Consider the following 18,091-nt stretch of genomic DNA (forward strand, 5'->3'; position numbering starts at 1 on the left):
GGGTCATTCCCTCTGCCGCGGCGCCACGTCCCCGCCGGCAATGAGATTATGGTCCTATGGCCGATCCTGAAGAGCTCGACGACGAGGCGTCGCCGGAGAACTTGAACCGCGGCGTGCAGTCTGTGGACCGCGCCATCACCGTGCTCGAGATCCTGGCCCGCCGTGGCGCAGCCGGTGTCAGCGACATCGCCGAGGAGATGGGCGTGCACAAGTCCACCGCGTCGCGGCTGCTGGCATCGCTGGACCAGCGCGGCATGGTGCAGCAGAACAGCGAGCGCGGCAAATACCAGCTCGGCTTTAGCATACTGCGGCTCGCGAACTCGATCCCGGGGAACCTGAGCCTGGTGCGCGAGGCCCGCCCCGTGCTGGAACGACTGGCGGAACAGTACAAGGAAACCGTGAACTTGGCAGTCCTGCGTTCCAACTACGCCGTCAACGTGGACCAGGCGCGGGGCACCTCCACTCTGGCGATGTCCGACTGGATCGGCAGCCTGACGCCCCTGCACGCCACGTCCAGCGGTAAAGTCCTGCTGGCGGGGCTCACCTCCGAAGACCGACTGAAGATCGTGAAGCAAACCCGGTTGCCGGCGCAGACCGCGAACACGATCACCTCCCGGCAGAAACTGGAAAAGGAACTGCTCCAGGTCTCGGCCAAGGGCTACGCCGTCGTCGAGGAAGAATTCGAGATCGGCCTGAATTCCATTGCTGTTCCGGTATGGGACCACCTGGGAACCGTTATCGGGTCCGTCAGCATTTCCGGCCCGGCCTTCCGGTTCAAGCCCGAGCAGATTGACGGGCTGGTCGAGGACCTCAAGCAGGCCGGGCAGGACATCAGCGCCCGGATGGGCCATTCCCCGGATATCTGACGCCCCCGCCGTCGCAGGCCGCTCTCACTCGACGACGGCAGCGGCGGCTGGCTTTCCGGCCAGGCGGGCCGTGACCCACGCGTGGAACGCGCTGATGTGGTGTTCGCTGGGAACCAGCACGCCGCCGTTTGCGTAGATCTTGGAGCCCATCGCCGGCTGGCAGCGTTCGCAGGCATCGAAGTCCTGCTGGTTCACCCGGTGAAAGAGTTCCACGGAGGCCGTGAGGTCCTTTCCGGATTCCACCACGCTGGGCATATACAACCAGTCGCACTCCACCACGGTCCGGTCCGCTGCCAGCGGGAACATCCGATGGATGATCACGTGGTCCGGGACCAGGTTCAGGAAGACCGTGGGTCTGATCGTGACGGCGTAATATCGCCGGTCCTGGTCTTCGGCGATGCCCGGAATCCGTTCCAGGCCTTCCGACCCGTCCACCGTGAAGCCCTTGACGTCCTCACCGAATTCGGCGCCGTGGCCCACGAAGTACTGAGCGGCCAGTCCGTCGGCGAACTCCGGCAGCACCTCCGTCAACTCCGGATGAATCGTGGCACAGTGATAGCACTCCATGAAGTTCTCAATAATGAGCTTCCAATTGGCCTTCACGTCGTAGGTGATCCGCCGGCCCAGGCTGAGGTTGGCGATGTCGTACCCGTCGATCGCGCCGGCGTCGCCCAACCGCTCTTCGATTGCCCCGACCACATCGTCGTCGAACGACGGCGGTTCGTCCGCGAGGCACAACCACACGTAGCCCAGGTATTCGCGTACCGGGACGTCCACCAACCCGTACTTCTGCCGGTCTATGTCCGGCATCTTGGTCAAGTTGGGCGCAGCGATGAGCTTGCCGTCGAAATCGTACGTCCAGGCATGGTACGGGCACTGGAAAGAACGTCCCGCCTCTCCCTTCTCCTCCACGCAGAGTTTGACGCCGCGGTGCCGGCAGATGTTGTAATACGCCCGAACCGCACCCTTGCGGTTGCGGGTGACAATGACCGATTCGCGCCCGATCTGCACGGTTTGGTAGGCGCCGGGCTTGTCCAGATCGGCCGACCTGACCGCGCAGAACCACATCGCTTCGAGAATGTGTTCCTGCTCAGCACGGAAGACATCGTCGTCGACGTAAGTCCGGCCAGGCAACGTGGCGATCAAGCTATCCGAAACCATCTCGGCGGTCATGCGAACTCCTTTGGACAGAACTGGCAGGGAGGGAACGGGTGATTTGGGTCAGGAAGCGGTGGCGAACTCGCCCGACCGTACGTCTAGGGAGCGCTCGGCTTCCCGGTTGAGGAATTTGCGCCATCTGGTGAACTGGCGGATCTGGTTGACGCCCAGCACGGCTACAGGGTCGGCTCCGGCATAGTAGACGGCCAGGAAACTGTTGTCTTCGACGCAGCCGTGCTCAATCTCAACCCGATCGTGTCCGTGCACATGGCCGGCAAACTGAATTCGTGAGCCGTATTGGTCGGACCAGAAATAGGGCGGATTGACCGGCGCGGCGGCCGCTGTGTCGTTCAACAGCGCTGCCACGGCCACGGCTGGTTGCTCAAGGGCTCCGGTCCAGTGCTCAACCCGTTCGTGTGCCCCTGCCCGCGGGTTCCACCAGGCGGCGCAGTCGCCGACGGCCACCACCGAGGGGTGATTGGTGCGGCCCATCGAATCGCAGAGCACGCCGTTGCCCAACCGGATTCCGGAGCCGAGCAACCAATCGGTGTTCGGCTGCCCACCAACGCCCACCAGCACGATGTCCGCGGGAAGTTCCCGTCCGTCGTCGAGCACCACGTGGCTGACGTTTCCGCCGCTGGTCCGGAAGGACCGGATAGATCTGCCGCAGAGTATCTCCACCCCGCCGGCCGAATGCAGTCCGGCGACGGCCGCCCCCATCTCGGCGCCCAGGGCTCCGGACAAAGGAGCAGCGGACCGCTCAACGACAGTGACGTCGAGGCCCGCGGCCCGGGCCGTCGAAGCGGTTTCGGCGCCGATGAAACCTGCCCCGATCACCACCATTTTCCGACCTGGCAGCAGGTGCCCGCGCAGCGCCCGGGCGTCGTCCAGCGTACGGAGGGTGAACACGTTCTTGCAGCCATCGACTTCGGGCAGCACCCTGGCGGAGGAGCCGGTGGCCACGACAAATCCGTCCGCGGAGAGACTGCGTCCGTCGCTGAGGGATACGGTCATCGACTCAAGTTCGAGTCCTACGGCCTTCACACCGAGGATCCATTCGGCGTCCAACCCATCGTCCCCGCCGACCAGCGCCAAGTCCGCCTCCGACATCCGGCCGGCCAGGAAGTCCTTGGACAGCGGCGGGCGGTCGTAGGGCGGATGAATTTCCTCTCCAACGACGATCAGGCGGCCGGCAAAACCTTGGGCACGTGCTGCCCGGGCGGCAGAGAGCCCGGACAGCGAAGCTCCAATGATGACGAGGGTCTGCATGGGTAGGGCCTTTCACGGCAGGAGGATCGACGGCAGTTCCAACAAGCAGCACGTTGCGCAACTCGATGCGCTATGTGAAACAGCGTGAAGAAAGATTGCCCGTGTGTCAAGGGGTTCCGACGTCAAGCGGATAAAGATTTTCCCAAGACCCTTGACAACGGATTGTGACCCGGCACACTGTTGCCTATCGTGGACAACGTTGTTCATGACGGAACTTGCCACGCCGTGGCGTTGCGAAAGAAGCCGCTCCATGCACAAAGCCTGCCCGTTGAACCAACTAGCCCCCGGCGACGCCATCCGGCTGGATACCTCGCCTCCCATCGCGGTCTTCCACACGGAAGAGGGCGAACTCTTTGCCATCGACGACACCTGCACGCACCAAGACGCCTCGCTTGCGGACGGCTGGGTGGAGGGCTGCGAAGTCGAGTGCCCGCTGCACGCGTCGAAGTTTGATCTGCGCACCGGCGTAGTGGACGCGCCGCCGGCCAAACTCCCGGTTCGCGTCCACGGTGTCTCCGTCGTGGACGGCATCATCATGGTCCGGGAATCAGAAGAGGTCCCGAATCTCCCGCCCGGCCTGCAGGTCGACGGGCACGTGTAGCCGGTCCTTCGTCATCCAACAAAGGAATCTAGATGTCAGTGAACAAAGATCTTGCAGTTGATGATGGCCCGCCCGACCACGAGGTCCGGCAGGTGCTTGCACCGGAGCCGACGGGCGGACCGCTTGACGCGCCGCCGCGGCGGGAGGACACCGAGGATGACGCCCGGATCCTGGCCGAGCTTCGTGCGAGCGAGAACGAGCAGGCGGTCGCGGGCCGGCAGCGGACGAGCGGTGGCTTGGACAAGACGGTTTTCGCCGTGGCCGGCGTCCTCGCCGTCGCGTTCGTAGCCTGGGGCTTCCTGGCCACCGAGCATCTCGGCACCACCTCGGTCACCGTCCTGAACTGGGTGATGGAGAATACCGGTTGGCTGTTCATTCTGCTGGCCTCGCTCTTCGTGGTTTTTGTGCTGTGGCTGGCGATCGGCCGGTTCGGCAACATCCCGCTGTCCAAGGACGGCGAAAAGCCGGAGTTCCGCACCATCTCCTGGATTTCCATGATGTTCGCCGCCGGCATGGGCATCGGACTGATGTTCTACGGCGTGGCGGAGCCGATGTACCACTACATCTCCCCGCCGCCCGGCGCCGTCGACGGGCAGACTCCCGAGGCCATCCAGACGGCGATGGCCACCTCGCTGTTCCACTGGACACTGCATCCGTGGGCGATGTACGCCGTCGTCGGCATTGCCATGGCCTACGGCACCTACCGGCTGGGCCGCAAACAGCTGATCTCGGCAATCTTCACCTCCCTGTTCGGCAGCAAGACGGTGGAGGGACCGGCAGGAAAGTTCATCAACATCCTGGCCATCTTCGCCACCCTCTTCGGCACCGCCGCGTCGCTCGGCCTTGGTGCCCTGCAAATCGGCAGCGGCCTGGCCTTCAACGGCTGGGTTGGCGAGCTGGCAACGGGAGTGCTCGTGGTCATCATCGCCGTGCTCACGGCATGCTTCATCGCCTCGGCCGTCTCCGGCATCCGCCGGGGCATCCAGTGGCTGGCCAACATCAACATGGTGCTCGCCGTGGTCCTGGCGCTGATTGTGTTCCTGGCAGGGCCCACACTGTTCATCCTGAACCTGGTGCCGGCCGCCGTCGGGGATTATGCCCGCGACCTGGCCGAGATGGCCTCCCGCACCGAAGCGGTGGGGGACGAGGCGCTGCGCAGCTGGATGTCCGGCTGGACGGTGTTCTACTGGGCCTGGTGGGTGTCCTGGACGCCGTTCGTGGGCATGTTCATCGCGCGCATCAGCCGCGGCCGCACCATCCGCCAGTTCGTCACCGGCGTGCTGCTGGTGCCAAGCGTGGTGAGCGTCGCCTGGTTCGCGATCTTCGGCGGGGCCAGCTTCGGCGTGCAGGCCGCAGCAGATGCCACACCGAATCCCGGCGACGGGCTGGTGGACATGGTGGACGGCGAGCCGACCATCTCCTTCGACGGTGCCCTCTTCGATCTGCTGCAAAACCTGCCCTTGCCGAACATTCTGGCCGGCGCGGTGGCGATCCTGGCGATGGTGCTGGTGGGGATTTTCTTCGTCACCGGCGCCGACTCGGCCTCGCTGGTGATGGCTTCCCTCAGTTCCAACGGGGCCGAAGAGCCGTCCCGCGGCGTCGTGATCTTCTGGGGTGCGTTGACCGGCGGGGTGGCTGCGGTGATGTTGCTGGCCGGCGGGGACCAGCCGGCCGAAGCCCTGAACGGACTCAAGAACATCACCATCGTGGTGGCGTTGCCGTTCGTCCTGGTGATGCTGCTGATGTGCATTGCGCTGGCCAAGGACCTGCGCCGTGATCCGTTGGCGCTGCGCCGACGGCTGGCCGACTCCGTGGTGGAGCGCGCCATCCGTTCCGGGGTGGGCCAGCACCGCGGAACCAGGTTCGATCTGGTCACCAAGCACGAATGCGACGACACCTGTCCCGAAGGGAAGTGCCCGGCAGCTTCGCCGCCGCCGGCCTAGGCCGCCCTGCGGCGGGCGGACCCGTGCAACCGGGGCGCCCGCCGCACCGCACAAACGCCTGACCCTTCATCCCTTGCACCGCCCTGCTACCTCAAGGAGCATTACCGCATGAGTACTACCCCGCGCATCGTCATCATCGGAGCAGGGATCGTCGGCGCCAACCTGGCGGACGAACTGGCCACCCGCGGCTGGACGAACGTGACCGTCCTGGAGCAGGGCCCGCTGCATCTGGCCGGTGGGTCGAGTTCGCACGCCCCCGGCCTGGTGTTCCAGACCAATCCGTCCAAGACCATGACCGAATTCGCCGGCTACACCGTGGGCAAAATGCGCTCACTCACGGCCGACGGCATCTCCTGCTTCAACCAGGTGGGCGGTCTGGAGGTGGCCACCACGCCCGCGCGGTTCGAAGACCTCAAGCGCAAGGCCGGCTTCGCCGCGTCCTGGGGCGTCGAGGCGCGGCTGATCGATCCGGATGAATGCGAGAAGCAGCATCCGCTGCTGCCGGCCGGGAACGTGCTGGGCGGCCTGCACATCCCTTCCGACGGTTTGGCCCTCGCGGCCCGCGCCGTCCGGCTGTTGATTGCCCGCGCCTCCGCCGCCGGCGTCGAGTTCCGCGGTTCCACCACCGTGACAGGCATTGAGCACGACGGCGGACGGGTCACCGCGGTGGCGACCGACGCCGGGAGGGTGTCCGCCGACGTCGTGGTCTGCTGTGCCGGGTTCTGGGGGCCGAAGATCGGCGCCATGGTGGGCATGACGGTGCCGCTGCTCCCGCTGGCGCACCAATATGTCAAGACCTCGGCGTTGCCGGTGCTGGCCGGCCGGAACGAGCTGCCCAACGGCGCCCGGCTACCGATCCTGCGCCATCAGGACGCGGACCTGTACTTCCGCGAGCACGGCGACCGGCTGGGCATCGGTTCCTACGCGCACCGGCCCATGCCGGTGAACCTGGACGAGCTGTCCGCCGTCCCGCCGGCGGACGTGTCCGAAGACCGCATGCCGTCGCGGCTGGACTTCACGCCGGAGGACTTCGAATCGTCCTGGCGGGAAAGCCAGCGGCTGCTGCCGGCACTCCACGGCGCGCACATCGCCGACGGCTTCAACGGCGTCTTTTCCTTCACCCCCGACGGCGGCCCGCTGATCGGCGAGTCCCCGGACGTCGCCGGCTTCTACCTGGCCGAAGCCGTCTGGGTCACCCATTCGGCGGGCGTGGCCAAGGCTGTGGCAGAGCTGCTGGTGGACGGACGGTCGCGGACGGACCTGCATGAATGCGATGTGCGCCGATTCGAAGATGTCCAGCTGGCGCCGGAGTACATCAGCCAGACGTCGCAGCAGAACTTCGTGGAGATCTACGACGTGCTGCATCCGCTGCAGCCGCGCGAATCCCCGCGGAACCTGCGCACCAGCCCGTTTTTCGGCCGCCAGCAAGAGCTCGGCGCGGTCTTCCTGGAATCCGGCGGCTGGGAGCGGCCGCACTGGTACGAGGCCAACGCGGCGTTGCTGTCGGTGCTGCCGCAGGACTGGCGGGAACCGGAGCGCGACGCCTGGGCGGCCCGCTACCACTCCCCCATCGCCGCGGCCGAAGCCTGGAATACGCGCACCGCCGTCGCCATGTATGACATGACGCCGCTCAAGCGGGTGGAGGTGTCCGGGCCGGGCGCCCTGACCTTGCTGCAGCGGCTGGGCACCGGGCAGCTCAACAAGAAACCCGGGGCGGTGACCTACTGCCTGTTGCTGGATTCCGGCGGCGGCATCCGCAGCGACATCACGGTGGCCCGGCTGGCGCCGGAACGGTTCCAGGCAGGAATCAACAACAACGCCGACTACGAGTACCTGCGCGGCGAGGCGTCCGCACAGTCGCACGCCGACCCGGCCCAGTGGGTCCGGGTCGAGGACATCACCGCCGGCACCTGCTGCATCGGACTCTGGGGGCCCTTGGCGCGCAGCGTGATGGCCAAGGTCAGCGGCGACGACTTCAGCAACGACTCGCTCAAGTACTTCCGCACAGCCCAGGTGCGCATTGCCGGCCTGACCGTCACCGCGATGCGGCTCTCCTATGTGGGCGAGCTGGGCTGGGAACTGTACACCACGGCCGACCAGGGGCTCAGGCTCTGGGACGCGCTGTTCGAGGCCGGGCAGGAGCACGGGATCATCGCCGCCGGCCGGGCCGCGTTCAACAGCCTTCGGCTGGAAAAGGGCTACCGGCTCTTTGGCACCGACATGACCACCGAGCACACGCCGGAGGAGGCCGGCCTCGGGTTTGCGGTCAAGGCGGACAAGGGCGGATTCGTCGGCGATGCCGCGCTGGCCGCCGCGGGCGCACCGGCCCGCCGGTTGCGCTGCCTGACCATCGACGATGGCCGGTCGGTCGTGCTGGGCAAGGAGCCGGTGTACGTGGACGACGTCCCGTCCGGCTACGTCACCAGCGCGGCCTTCGGCTACACGGTGGGCCGGCCGATCGCGTACGCGTGGCTTCCTGCCCAAACCGTGGAGGGAGACGGCGTCGAGATCGAGTACTTCGGCCGCCGCATTCCGGCCACCGTCGCCGCCGAACCGCTGGTCGATCCCGGCATGGAACGCCTTCGCGGCTGACCGTCCGCGCTGGCGGGGAGACTGGCCGCGGCTAGGGCCGCAGCAGCACCTTGATGGCGCGGCGTTCGTCCATGGCCCGGTAAGCTTCAGCGGCCTCGGCGAGGGGCATGACCGCGTCGAAGACCCTGCCGGGGTTGATCTTCCCGGCCAGGACGTCCTCGAGGAGTTCCGGAAGGTATTCGCGGGTGGGCGCGGCGCCGCCGGCGACGGCAATGTTCTTGGAGAACAACACCCCGATGGGCAGTTCGGCGCCACCGGCGGGGACACCCACGAAGCCGACTGATCCGCCGGGCCTGGTGCAGCGCAGCGCCTGGTCCATCGACTCCGCCGTGCCCACGCATTCGAGCACCGAATCGGCCAGCACGCCGCCGAGCAGCTCTTTGACCCTTTCGGCGGCGGCCTTGCCGCGTTCCGCCACGACGTCGGTCGCGCCGAATTCGCGCGCCAGTGCCGCCCGGTCGTCGTGGCGGGACATCGCGATGATCCGCTCGGCACCCAGCCGCTTGGCTGCCAGCACTCCGCACAGTCCGACGGCGCCGTCACCCACGACGACGACGGTGCGTCCCGGACCAACCTTGGCGCTGATGGCCGCGTGGTGTCCCGTGCCCATCACGTCGGAGAGCGTGAGCAGGCTCTTGGCCAGTTCCTCCCCGGGATCGGTCACGCCCAGCACCGCCACCAAGGTGGCGTCGGCGTGGGGCACCCGCACGGCTTCGCCCTGGCCGCCGTCGACCGGGAGGCCATGCTCGTCGCGGCCTCCCCAACTGGCCCGGTGTTCGCAGGAGGTTTGCACGCCGTTGCGGCAGGGCGGGCACTCGCCGCAGCTGATGGCCCACGGGGCTACCACGAAGTCGCCGGCCGACAGCGTCCGCACCGCGTCGCCGGTGGCCGCGACGACGCCGATGAGTTCGTGGCCGATGGGATGCGGTTTGCCCGGCTCGCGGATGCCGCGGTAGGGCCACAGGTCGGAACCGCAGACGCAGGTGGCAGTCACCCGCACGATCGCGTCGGTGGGGGCAAGGATTTCCGGGTCGGGGCGTTCCTCGACCCGGATGTCACCCGGTCCGTGGATGATGGCAGCGCGCATGTAACCTCCTGTGCAGTGGGTGTGCTTTCCAGCCTAGCCCGGTCCCGGTGGCCGCCGGGAACAAGCGAAGCCCGCCACCTTTGCCGGTGGCCGCCGGGAACAGGCGAAGCCCGCCACCTTTGCCGGTGGCCGCCGGGAACAGGCGAAGCCCGCCACCTTGCGCAGGTGGCGGGCTTCGGTGCTGTTGGCGAGGGGCCTAGAGGTTGGAGGCTTCCTCGCGGTCCGGGTAGACCTCGCGCAGCAGGTGCGCGGTCTCGGAAGGCGTCTTGCCGACCTTCACGCCCGCCGCCTCGAGGGCTTCCTTCTTGGCCTGGGCCGTGCCCGAGGAGCCGGAGACGATGGCGCCGGCGTGGCCCATGGTCTTGCCCTCCGGCGCGGTGAAGCCGGCCACGTAGCCGACAACCGGCTTGGTGACGTTGGCCTTGATGTACTCGGCGGCACGCTCCTCGGCGTCGCCGCCGATTTCGCCGATCATCACGATCGCCTTGGTTTCCGGATCGGCCTCGAACGCAGCCAGTGCGTCGATGTGGGTGGTGCCGATGACCGGGTCGCCGCCGATGCCGATGGCGGTGGAGAAGCCAAGGTCGCGCAGCTCGTACATCATCTGGTAGGTCAGCGTGCCGGACTTGGAGACCAGGCCCACGCCGCCCTTGCCGGTGATGTTCGCCGGGGTGATGCCCACCAGCGACTCGCCCGGCGTGATGATGCCCGGGCAGTTCGGGCCGATGATGCGGGTGATCTGGTTGCCGTCGGAGTCCTTCTTGGACTGGGCCAGCGCCCAGAACTCGGCCGAGTCCTGAACCGGCACGCCCTCGGTGATTACCACGACCAGGCCGATTTCGGCCTCGATGGCCTCGACCACGGCGTCCTTGGTGAAGGCCGGCGGGACGAAAACGATGGAGACGTCGGCACCGGTCTCGGCGACGGCTTCCTTGACCGTGCCGAACACCGGCAGGGTCTTCTCGCCGTGGGTGACGGTGGTGCCGGCCTTGCGCGCGTTCACGCCGCCAACGATGTTGGTGCCGGCGTGCAGCATGCGCGCCGTGTGCTTGGAGCCTTCGCCACCGGTGATGCCCTGGACGATGACCTTCGAGTCCTTATTGATGAAGATAGACATGTTTTAGTTCCTCGGTCCTTAGGCGTTGGCCAGCTCGGCGGCCTTGTCGGCGCCCTGGTCCATGGTCAGGGCCAGGGTGACCAGCGGGTGGTTGGCGTTGAGCAGGATCTGCCGGCCTTCGTCGACGTTGTTGCCGTCCAAACGGACAACCAGCGGCTTGGTGGCCTTCTCGCCCAGGATTTCCAGGGCCTTGACGATGCCGTTGGCGACCGCGTCGCACGCGGTGATGCCGCCGAAGACGTTCACGAACACGCTCTTGACCTGCTCGTCGTTGAGGATGACGTCCAGGCCGGCGGCCATGACCTCGGCCGAGGCGCCGCCGCCGATGTCCAGGAAGTTGGCGGGCTTGACGTTGTTGTGCTTCTCGCCGGCGTAGGCGACGACATCCAGGGTGGACATGACCAGCCCTGCGCCGTTGCCGATGATGCCGACCTGTCCGTCGAGCTTGACGTAGTTCAGGTCCAGTTCCTTGGCCTTGGACTCGAGCGGATTTGCGGCGTCCTTGTCCTCGAGCTCCTCGTGGCCGGGCTGGCGGAAGGAGGCGTTCTCGTCCAGCGAGACCTTGCCGTCCAGGGCGACGATGTCGCCGGCGCCGGTCTTGACCAGCGGGTTGACCTCAACCAGGGTGGCGTCTTCCTTGATGAACACGTCCCAGAGCTTGACGATGACCTCGGCGACCTTGGGGCGAAGGTCCTCGGCGAAGCCGGCCTCGGCGACGATCTCGTCGGCCTTGGCCTGGTCGATGCCCACGGCCGGGTCGATGGCAACCTTGGCCAGGGCGTCCGGGCGCTCCACGGCGAGCTGCTCGATCTCCATGCCGCCCTCCACCGAGCACATGGCCAGGTAGTTGCGGTTCGCGCGGTCCAGCAGCACGGAGAAGTAGTACTCCTCGGCGATGTCGGCGCCCTGCGCGATCATGACCTTCTTGACGGTGTGGCCCTTGATATCCATGCCGAGGATGTTGGAGGCGTGTTCAAACGCCTCGTCGGGGGTCTTGGCGACCTTGACGCCACCGGCCTTGCCGCGGCCTCCGACCTTCACCTGAGCCTTGACGACAACTACGCCGCCAATTTTCTCAGCAGCTGCCTTGGCTTCTTCTGGGGTGTACGCAACGATTCCAGCCAGCACGGGTACTCCGTGTGCCTCGAAGAGATCGCGCGCCTGGTATTCATACAGGTCCACGGGTTGTGTCCTTCTACGTCGAAGTCGTTTCTGACTCGGAGCGGCATCCGCGGTTGGCCGTGGCGATGACCACGGACGGCGGCGGATGCCTGCAGTGCTCCATGGGGAACTCTAGCCCCTTTGGCCTCGGGAGCCGGTCCCAGAGTACCGCTTTAGTGGCCAAGGGCACACTTCTACAACTTGTAGAATCGTCACGGCTTGGGGTAACGGGGCGGCACGGCTAACGCTTGCCGCTGTCTTCCCGAGGGGCGACGGCGGTGTCCCCGCCCTGCGCTGCGGTGTCCCCGCCCTGCGCTGCGGTGTCCCCGCCCTGCGCGGCGGCGGCTGCCGGCGCGCCGCCCCGGATGACGGTCTGGTTCAGCAGCGGGATCCGCAGGCCTTCCTGGGCCAGTGCGCTCTTCAGCCGGGCCCGCATCACGCGCGCGATGCCCCACTGTTCCAGCGGCTTGGTCCGGATTGCCAGCCGGATCACCACGGATTCGCCGGTGAGCGCTTCGACGCCCCAGACCTCCGGGTCGTCCAGGATCAGCCTGCGGTAGTCCTCGTCCATGCGCAGTTCCATGGCGGTCTGGAGGATCAGATCGGAAACCTTTTCCACGTCGGAGTCGTAGGGAACCGGGATGTCCAGCACGGCCCGCGCCCAGCCCTGCGAGGAGTTACCCACCCGCAGGATCTCCCCGTTGCGAACGTGCCACAGCGTGCCGTCCACGGCGCGCACCTGGGTGACCCGCAGACCGACCGACTCCACTGTGCCGGATGCCTCGCCCAAGTCGACCACGTCGCCGATGCCGTACTGGTCTTCGGCCACCATGAACAGCCCGGACAGGTAGTCCTTGACCAGGGTCTGGGCGCCAAAACCAATAGCGACGCCGGCAATGCCGGCACTGGCCAGTACCGGGCCAAGGTTGAAGTCCAGCTCCGTGAGCACCATCAGCACGGTGATGCTGGCCAGCACGATGGTGGTGATCGAACGCAGCACCGATCCGATCGTCTTCGAGCGCTGGGCCCGGCGAACCGCGGCGATCGGCGAGTCCTGAATCAGCCAGTAGCGCGGGTCTTTTGTGTTCTTGGGCGCCGCAGGGTCGAATTTGTCCAGCTTGGCGGTCTCGCCGTCGGCGATCTTTCCGGTGACGCGTTTGATCACCATCCGCAGCACCATGTTCAGCATGAATCCACCCAGCAGGATCAGCGAAACGCGCAGCGGCTTGTCAAGCCAAAAATCGGGGGTTGCCAGCCGTTCCAAAGTCCTAATGTCCACGTGGTCCATGGATAAGAACGGTAAGCGCCGCGTCCGGCCGCTGCCAAATGCGCGGGCGCGAACGTGGCGAATCTCCCAGCGGAGGTCAGCCCATCTTGGTCAGCGGCGCATAGCGCAGCAGCAGCCGCTTCTCGCCGGCGTCGAATTTCACCTTGGCCACGGTCTTGTCGCCCGCACCCTCGAGGCCCAAAACCGTCCCGTTGCCGAAGCTGGCGTGGTTGACCTTGTCGCCGATGGACAGCGCGATGACTTCCTTCTGCGGCTGCACACGTCCGGCCCGGGTCTTGGCACTGGTGATCGAGGGCGCCGATCCGCGCATATTGCTGATGTCCTGACTGCCGGAGGCCCCTGCACCCCAGTGCGATCCCCCGTAGCGGCTGGACCCGAAGCTGCCCGCGGAGGCAAACGTCGGGCGGGCCGTGCCTTCACGCTTCCAGTCGATGAGTTCGGCCGGGACCTCTTCGATGAACTGGCTGGCCGGATTGAACTGGCTCTGGCCCCACATGCTGCGGGACTCGGACCGGGTCAGGTACAGCCGCTGGCGGGCGCGCGTCAGGCCCACATAGGCCAACCGCCGCTCTTCGGCCAGCTCCGCCGGGTCGGTCATGGAGCGCTGGTGCGGGAAGATTCCGTGTTCCATGCCGGTGAGGAACACCACCGGGAACTCCAGCCCCTTGGCGGTGTGCAGGGTCATCAGCGTCACCACGCCTTGGTCCTTGGCCAACTGCGCCGCCTTGGCGTCCGGGGCGTCCGGAATCTGGTCCGCGTCGGCCACCAGCGCCACCTGCTCCAGGAACTCGGACAGCGACCCTTCCGGATTGTCCCGTTCGTATTCGCGCACCACGGCCACGAGCTCGGCCAGGTTCTCCACCCGGGATTCATCCTGCGGGTCGCTGCTCTGGCGCAGCATGGCCAGGTAGCCGGTCTGCTCCAGCACGGCCTCCAGCGCGGCGGCCGCACCGGATCCGGCGGCGACTTCGGCCAGGTCGTCGATGAGCTTCACGAATCCAGCGACCGCGTTCACCGACCGGGTGGCCATGCCGGGTGCCTCCTCGGCACGGCGCAGCGCGTCCATGAACGAGATCCGGTCCCGTTCCGCCAGCGCGGCGACGGCGTACTCGGCACGGTCGCCGATCCCGCGCTTCGGTTCGTTGAGGATGCGGCGCAGGTTCACGACGTCGTCCGGGTTCGCCAAGACCCGCAGGTAGGCCAGCGCGTCCTTGATTTCCTTGCGCTCGTAGAAGCGGGTGCCGCCGACCACCTTGTAGGGCAGTCCCACCCGGACCAGCAAGTCCTCGATGGAACGGGACTGGGCGTTGGTGCGGTAGAAAATGGCGATGTCGCCGGGGCGGATCCCTTCGGAGTCCTGCAGCCGGTCGATCTCGCCGGTGATGAAGCGGGCCTCGTCGTGCTCGTTTTCGCCCACGTAGCCAATGATCCTCTCGCCGTCTCCCTCGGCGGTCCAGAGCCGCTTGGCCGGGCGGTCCGGGTTCCGGGAAATCACCGAGTTGGCCGCGGTCAGGATGGTTTGGGTCGAGCGGTAGTTCTGTTCCAGCAGGATGGTGCGCGCGCTGGCGTAGTCCTTCTCGAAATCGACGATGTTGCGCACGTCCGCCCCACGGAAGGCGTAGATGGACTGGTCCGAGTCGCCCACCACGGTCAGTTCACCGGCGGGTACCGACCCGTCCTCGGACTCCTTGGTCAGCTCGCGCACCAGCCGGTACTGGGCATGGTTGGTGTCCTGGTATTCGTCCACCAGCACATGGCGGAAGCGGCGGCGGTAGGAGTCGGCAATCGCCGGGAACGCCTGGAAAATGAAGACAACCTGCGCGATCAGGTCGTCGAAGTCCATGGCGTTGGCCTGGCGCATCCGCTGGGTGTAACCGGTGTAGACCGAGGCCACCGCCTGCTCGAACGGATCCGAATAGTTGGCGCTGGAGGCGTAGGACTCGTCGTCGATCAGTTCATTCTTCAGCGCCGAGATCTTGTGCTGAATGGACTTGGGCGGGAAGCGCTTTGGGTCCAGGTCCAGCCCCTTGGCCACCTGGCTGACCATCCGCAGCGTGTCGGCCGAATCGTAGATGGAGAAGTTCGAGTTCAGCCCCACGTGCTTGGCTTCGCGGCGCAGGATCTTCACGCAGGACGAGTGGAACGTGGAGATCCACATCCGCTTGGCCGGGTCCCCCACCAGCGACTCGATCCGCTCCCGCATCTCCGCCGCGGCTTTGTTGGTGAAGGTGATGGCGAGGATTTCCCCCGGCCGCGCGCGGCGGGTGGCCAGCAGGTACGCGATGCGGTGGCTGAGCACCCGGGTCTTGCCGGATCCGGCACCGGCGACGATCAGCAGCGGGGAACCGGCATGCTTGACCGCCTCTTCCTGCTGCGGGTTCAGCCCCGAGAGCAGCTCTTCGGCGCCGGGCAGATGCGGAGCGGGCGGAGAGGCAACATGCGGGTCGAAGTCCGGGTCGGTGAGGAAATCCATGGTTCCCTAAGTCTATTAGCCGCCACCGACACTGCGGGACGCCGGCGGCGACTTCCGCCAACGGCCGACGCAGGACCTCCAGCGGCATAATGGTTGTATGTCCAAAACCCCCGCACAGCGCGCGAAGAAACACGGTGCGGCGGCGGCCCCGGCCCCAGGCGGCGCCGCAGCCAAGCCTGCCGTTCCCGGCAGCACCCGGTCTCCCCAGCGCGCTGCCGGCAACGCGAACCTGATCGTCATCGCCGGAGCCGCGGTCTCGGCCTTGCTGTTCGGCTACTCGTTCCTGCTCGTGATGCCGCAGTTCTCCCAGCTGACCGGAGGGCTGGCCATGCCGGACACGCTCATCGGCGGATATTCCACCGAGTACGTCCAGCAGGTGCGCACCGCGTTCGGCGAAGACGGCGCCGGGCAATACAACTACTGGCACAAGACCGCAGACACCATCTTCCCGTTGCTGTTCGGCTTCACCTGGCTGATCCTGCTGGGGCAGCAAATCCGCCGCCTGCGCGGGCGCTGGCTCGCCTGGGCCGTCGTCGTGCTTTATGTGGCAGCGGACCTGGGCGAAAACACCGCCCTCGACGCCGTGCTGGCCACGGACCCGGTGGGCGACGCGTCGCTGGCGAGCTTCCTCACGGTAGCCAAGTCCATCCTGTTCGGGCTGAGCCTGGTCGCCGCCGTCGTCGCGGTCTTCACGCGTAACCCCAAGCGGGCCGGAGAATCGGCCGCCGCGCCAGCCGGCAGCGCCACTTAAGCTAAGCTTTTGGCGTTGCCCCCGTAGCTCAGGGGATAGAGCACCGCTCTCCTAAAGCGGGTGTCGGCAGTTCGAATCTGCCCGGGGGCACTTCCTGCCGGACCTGCCGGCGAAACGCCAGGCGTCCTTGAGGGCGGCATGCGGGCGACCGAGAGCGGCCGTTAAAAGGGCAGCCGACCGCCGCCTGTGCAACCCCCCACGGAAGCACAGACGGTAGCCGGCTGTGGTGCCTTCCACCGAAGCGGCCAGGAATCCCTGTCAGCTGGGACCGCTGGTTCCGGTTCTTCCCGTTCGCCGGAGCCAGCAGCATCTTCCCGCCGCTTGTTGGCCGACGGCCGCGCCGTTCCCCTGAAGCACGTAAGCCGCTCCGGGACCGTTCCTTCCCGGAGCGTACGCACCGCAGGCACTGCCGTCACCATATATCTAAATCGATTGGATTTAATAAAGCAACTCCGGGGACCGTTTATGGCACGAGGACGCGCCCATTCACGCCGGGGTCGCGTGGTAAAACACGGGCCTGCGTCCCGGCTAGTTGCCCAGGAGCAGCCCGCTGGCCTTGGGTGAGAGGGCGTCGTCCAGCACCAGGCAGGCGCCGCCGACGGCTCCCACCTCGAATCCCAGCGAGGACGACACCACGTCGACCCCGTGGATTGCCCGCGAGACGAAGCGCTTGTTGATCTCCTCGCGCAGGATCGGCAGCGCCAGTTCGTCCAGGCCGTCCCACAGCGGGCCGCCAAAGATGACGCGGTCCACGTCCAGGATATTGGCCACCTGCGCGACGGTTCCGCCCAGCAACCGGGCCGCCCGGGCGATGATGGCCGCGGCCGCCGGCTCGCCCTCGCTGGCCATGCGGAAGAGCGCGAGGATCCTTTCCGTGGCCTGGTGACGGTCCCCCAGCTCGGCATCGGCCGGGAACAGCCCGGCCTCCACGGCCTGTTGGAACAGCGTGCCGAAGTTCAGCGCCATGCCAACGCAGGTGCGTTTTCCGCAGTCACACGGCGGGACCTCCGCCTCCACCGGGAAATGGCCGATCTCGCCGATGTTGCCGGAGGCGCCGCGCAGCACCTGGCCTTCGAGCACCACGCCGGCGCCCAGGCCCGTGCCCAGGTAAACGAACACGAAGTTCTCGGGCTCCGGCCGTCCACTGGCCCATAGTTCCGCCACCGCCGCGGTTGTCGTGTCCTTGTCCATCAGCACCGGCAGGCCCGTCAGGGCACGCAGGGGTTCGCGCAACGGCACCGACGTCCACTCGCGCATCATCGGCGGATCCACCACCGTCCCTTCGGCCGCGTCGATCGGCCCGGGTGCAGCCAGCCCGATGCCCAGGATGCGGTTGCGCTTGATGCCGGAGGCGGTGATCAGCGCCTCCGTTGCGGCGGCCATGGCAGCGGCTATGCCGTCCGGTTGGCCGGCAGTGGGAACGTCGTGCCGGGCACGCGCCACCACCTCGCCGTCGAGGTTCAGCACGACCAGGGTCATGACCACGGGGTCGAGGTGGATGCCGATGGCCAGCCGGCTGGAAACCTCCAACTGCAGCACGGTGCGCGGCTTGCCGGGCCCGCTGACGGTCTTGCGGTCTTCGCGCACCAGGCCTTCGTCCACCAGCCGGCGCACCACATTGGAGATTGTTTGCGGGGACAGTCCGGTGCTCTCCACCAGTTCCACCCGGGCGATTCCCTCGCGGGCACGGCGGATGGCGTTAAGGATCACGGCCTGGTTATAGCCGCCCAGGCGGCCAAGGTTGGTTCCGCGCTGCATCGCACCCGCTTTCCACTCATTCGATGT

Annotated in this window: 13 protein-coding genes and 1 tRNA gene; 6 read left to right on the top strand and 8 right to left on the bottom strand. The window is 66.8% G+C overall.

Translation table 11 applies throughout. The annotated features are described in order from the left end of the window. The first annotated feature begins 56 nt into the window (after window positions 1–56). On the top strand, window positions 57–866 hold the full coding sequence (locus tag AC5RUK_RS16715) for an IclR family transcriptional regulator (protein ID WP_494152887.1): 810 nt from the start codon (window positions 57–59) through the stop codon (window positions 864–866). A gap of 24 nt (window positions 867–890) precedes the next feature. Here the strand turns inward: AC5RUK_RS16715 and AC5RUK_RS16720 are convergent, their stop codons facing one another. After that, on the bottom strand, window positions 891–2,039 hold the full coding sequence (locus AC5RUK_RS16720) for an aromatic ring-hydroxylating oxygenase subunit alpha (protein ID WP_494152888.1): 1,149 nt from the start codon (window positions 2,037–2,039) through the stop codon (window positions 891–893). Between the two features lie 48 nt (window positions 2,040–2,087). Further along, on the bottom strand, window positions 2,088–3,293 hold the full coding sequence (locus AC5RUK_RS16725) for an NAD(P)/FAD-dependent oxidoreductase (RefSeq protein ID WP_494108328.1): 1,206 nt from the start codon (window positions 3,291–3,293) through the stop codon (window positions 2,088–2,090). A 250-nt stretch (window positions 3,294–3,543) separates the two neighbouring features. Here AC5RUK_RS16725 and AC5RUK_RS16730 point away from each other — a divergent pair, with 250 nt between their 5' ends. The 3 genes from AC5RUK_RS16730 (at window position 3,544) to AC5RUK_RS16740 (ending at window position 8,429) form a co-directional block, all read left to right on the top strand. Further along, a complete protein-coding gene (locus AC5RUK_RS16730) occupies window positions 3,544–3,894 on the top strand; it encodes a bifunctional 3-phenylpropionate/cinnamic acid dioxygenase ferredoxin subunit (protein WP_494152889.1) in 351 nt (116 codons plus the stop codon). Window positions 3,895–3,926: 32 nt separating this feature from the next. Continuing rightward, window positions 3,927–5,837: a BCCT family transporter gene (locus AC5RUK_RS16735; protein ID WP_494152890.1), complete on the top strand. Its 1,911-nt coding sequence runs from the start codon at window positions 3,927–3,929 to the stop codon at window positions 5,835–5,837. Window positions 5,838–5,945: 108 nt separating this feature from the next. Then, entirely contained in the window at window positions 5,946–8,429 is a 2,484-nt protein-coding gene (locus AC5RUK_RS16740) for a GcvT family protein (RefSeq protein ID WP_494152891.1), read from the top strand. A 31-nt stretch (window positions 8,430–8,460) separates the two neighbouring features. Here AC5RUK_RS16740 and AC5RUK_RS16745 read toward each other — a convergent pair whose 3' ends face one another. The 5 genes from AC5RUK_RS16745 to pcrA all read right to left on the bottom strand — a co-directional run bounded on the left by AC5RUK_RS16745 (window position 8,461) and on the right by pcrA (window position 15,555). Further along, on the bottom strand, window positions 8,461–9,516 hold the full coding sequence (locus AC5RUK_RS16745; protein WP_494152892.1) for a zinc-dependent alcohol dehydrogenase family protein: 1,056 nt from the start codon (window positions 9,514–9,516) through the stop codon (window positions 8,461–8,463). A 196-nt stretch (window positions 9,517–9,712) separates the two neighbouring features. Next, window positions 9,713–10,633, bottom strand: coding sequence for a succinate--CoA ligase subunit alpha (gene sucD / locus AC5RUK_RS16750; protein WP_493987638.1), 921 nt, complete (start codon window positions 10,631–10,633; stop codon window positions 9,713–9,715). An 18-nt stretch (window positions 10,634–10,651) separates the two neighbouring features. Beyond that, a complete protein-coding gene (gene sucC / locus AC5RUK_RS16755; protein ID WP_494152893.1) occupies window positions 10,652–11,815 on the bottom strand; it encodes an ADP-forming succinate--CoA ligase subunit beta in 1,164 nt (387 codons plus the stop codon). Between the two features lie 220 nt (window positions 11,816–12,035). Further along, a complete protein-coding gene (locus AC5RUK_RS16760; protein ID WP_494152894.1) occupies window positions 12,036–13,082 on the bottom strand; it encodes a mechanosensitive ion channel family protein in 1,047 nt (348 codons plus the stop codon). A gap of 76 nt (window positions 13,083–13,158) precedes the next feature. Next, the gene (pcrA, locus tag AC5RUK_RS16765) at window positions 13,159–15,555 is read right to left on the bottom strand and encodes a DNA helicase PcrA (protein ID WP_494152895.1); all 2,397 of its coding nucleotides are present in this window, start codon (window positions 15,553–15,555) and stop codon (window positions 13,159–13,161) included. 97 nt (window positions 15,556–15,652) lie between these two features. Between pcrA and AC5RUK_RS16770 the strand changes: the two genes are divergently transcribed. Together AC5RUK_RS16770 and AC5RUK_RS16775 are read left to right on the top strand one after the other, a co-directional pair. Continuing rightward, entirely contained in the window at window positions 15,653–16,306 is a 654-nt protein-coding gene (locus AC5RUK_RS16770; protein WP_494152896.1) for a hypothetical protein, read from the top strand. A gap of 17 nt (window positions 16,307–16,323) precedes the next feature. After that, a tRNA-Arg gene (locus tag AC5RUK_RS16775) sits at window positions 16,324–16,396 on the top strand. Between the two features lie 438 nt (window positions 16,397–16,834). Here AC5RUK_RS16775 and AC5RUK_RS16780 read toward each other — a convergent pair. Next, window positions 16,835–18,064, bottom strand: a complete 1,230-nt coding sequence (locus AC5RUK_RS16780) for an ROK family transcriptional regulator (protein ID WP_493987633.1) — start codon at window positions 18,062–18,064, stop codon at window positions 16,835–16,837. Window positions 18,065–18,091: the final 27 nt, after the last annotated feature.

The sequence above is a fragment of the Arthrobacter sp. Y3223065 genome (assembly GCF_059090885.1).

Bases quoted from the DNA above. Each gene is read 5' to 3' on its own strand.
- AC5RUK_RS16715 (WP_494152887.1), top strand. From the start codon at position 57: ATGGCCGATCCTGAAGAGCTCGACGACGAGGCGTCGCCGGAGAACTTG.
- AC5RUK_RS16720 (WP_494152888.1), bottom strand. From the start codon at position 2,039: ATGACCGCCGAGATGGTTTCGGATAGCTTGATCGCCACGTTGCCTGGC.
- AC5RUK_RS16725 (WP_494108328.1), bottom strand. From the start codon at position 3,293: ATGCAGACCCTCGTCATCATTGGAGCTTCGCTGTCCGGGCTCTCTGCC.
- AC5RUK_RS16730 (WP_494152889.1), top strand. From the start codon at position 3,544: ATGCACAAAGCCTGCCCGTTGAACCAACTAGCCCCCGGCGACGCCATC.
- AC5RUK_RS16735 (WP_494152890.1), top strand. From the start codon at position 3,927: ATGTCAGTGAACAAAGATCTTGCAGTTGATGATGGCCCGCCCGACCAC.
- AC5RUK_RS16740 (WP_494152891.1), top strand. From the start codon at position 5,946: ATGAGTACTACCCCGCGCATCGTCATCATCGGAGCAGGGATCGTCGGC.
- AC5RUK_RS16745 (WP_494152892.1), bottom strand. From the start codon at position 9,516: ATGCGCGCTGCCATCATCCACGGACCGGGTGACATCCGGGTCGAGGAA.
- sucD (WP_493987638.1), bottom strand. From the start codon at position 10,633: ATGTCTATCTTCATCAATAAGGACTCGAAGGTCATCGTCCAGGGCATC.
- AC5RUK_RS16760 (WP_494152894.1), bottom strand. From the start codon at position 13,082: ATGGACCACGTGGACATTAGGACTTTGGAACGGCTGGCAACCCCCGAT.
- pcrA (WP_494152895.1), bottom strand. From the start codon at position 15,555: ATGGATTTCCTCACCGACCCGGACTTCGACCCGCATGTTGCCTCTCCG.
- AC5RUK_RS16770 (WP_494152896.1), top strand. From the start codon at position 15,653: ATGTCCAAAACCCCCGCACAGCGCGCGAAGAAACACGGTGCGGCGGCG.
- AC5RUK_RS16780 (WP_493987633.1), bottom strand. From the start codon at position 18,064: ATGCAGCGCGGAACCAACCTTGGCCGCCTGGGCGGCTATAACCAGGCC.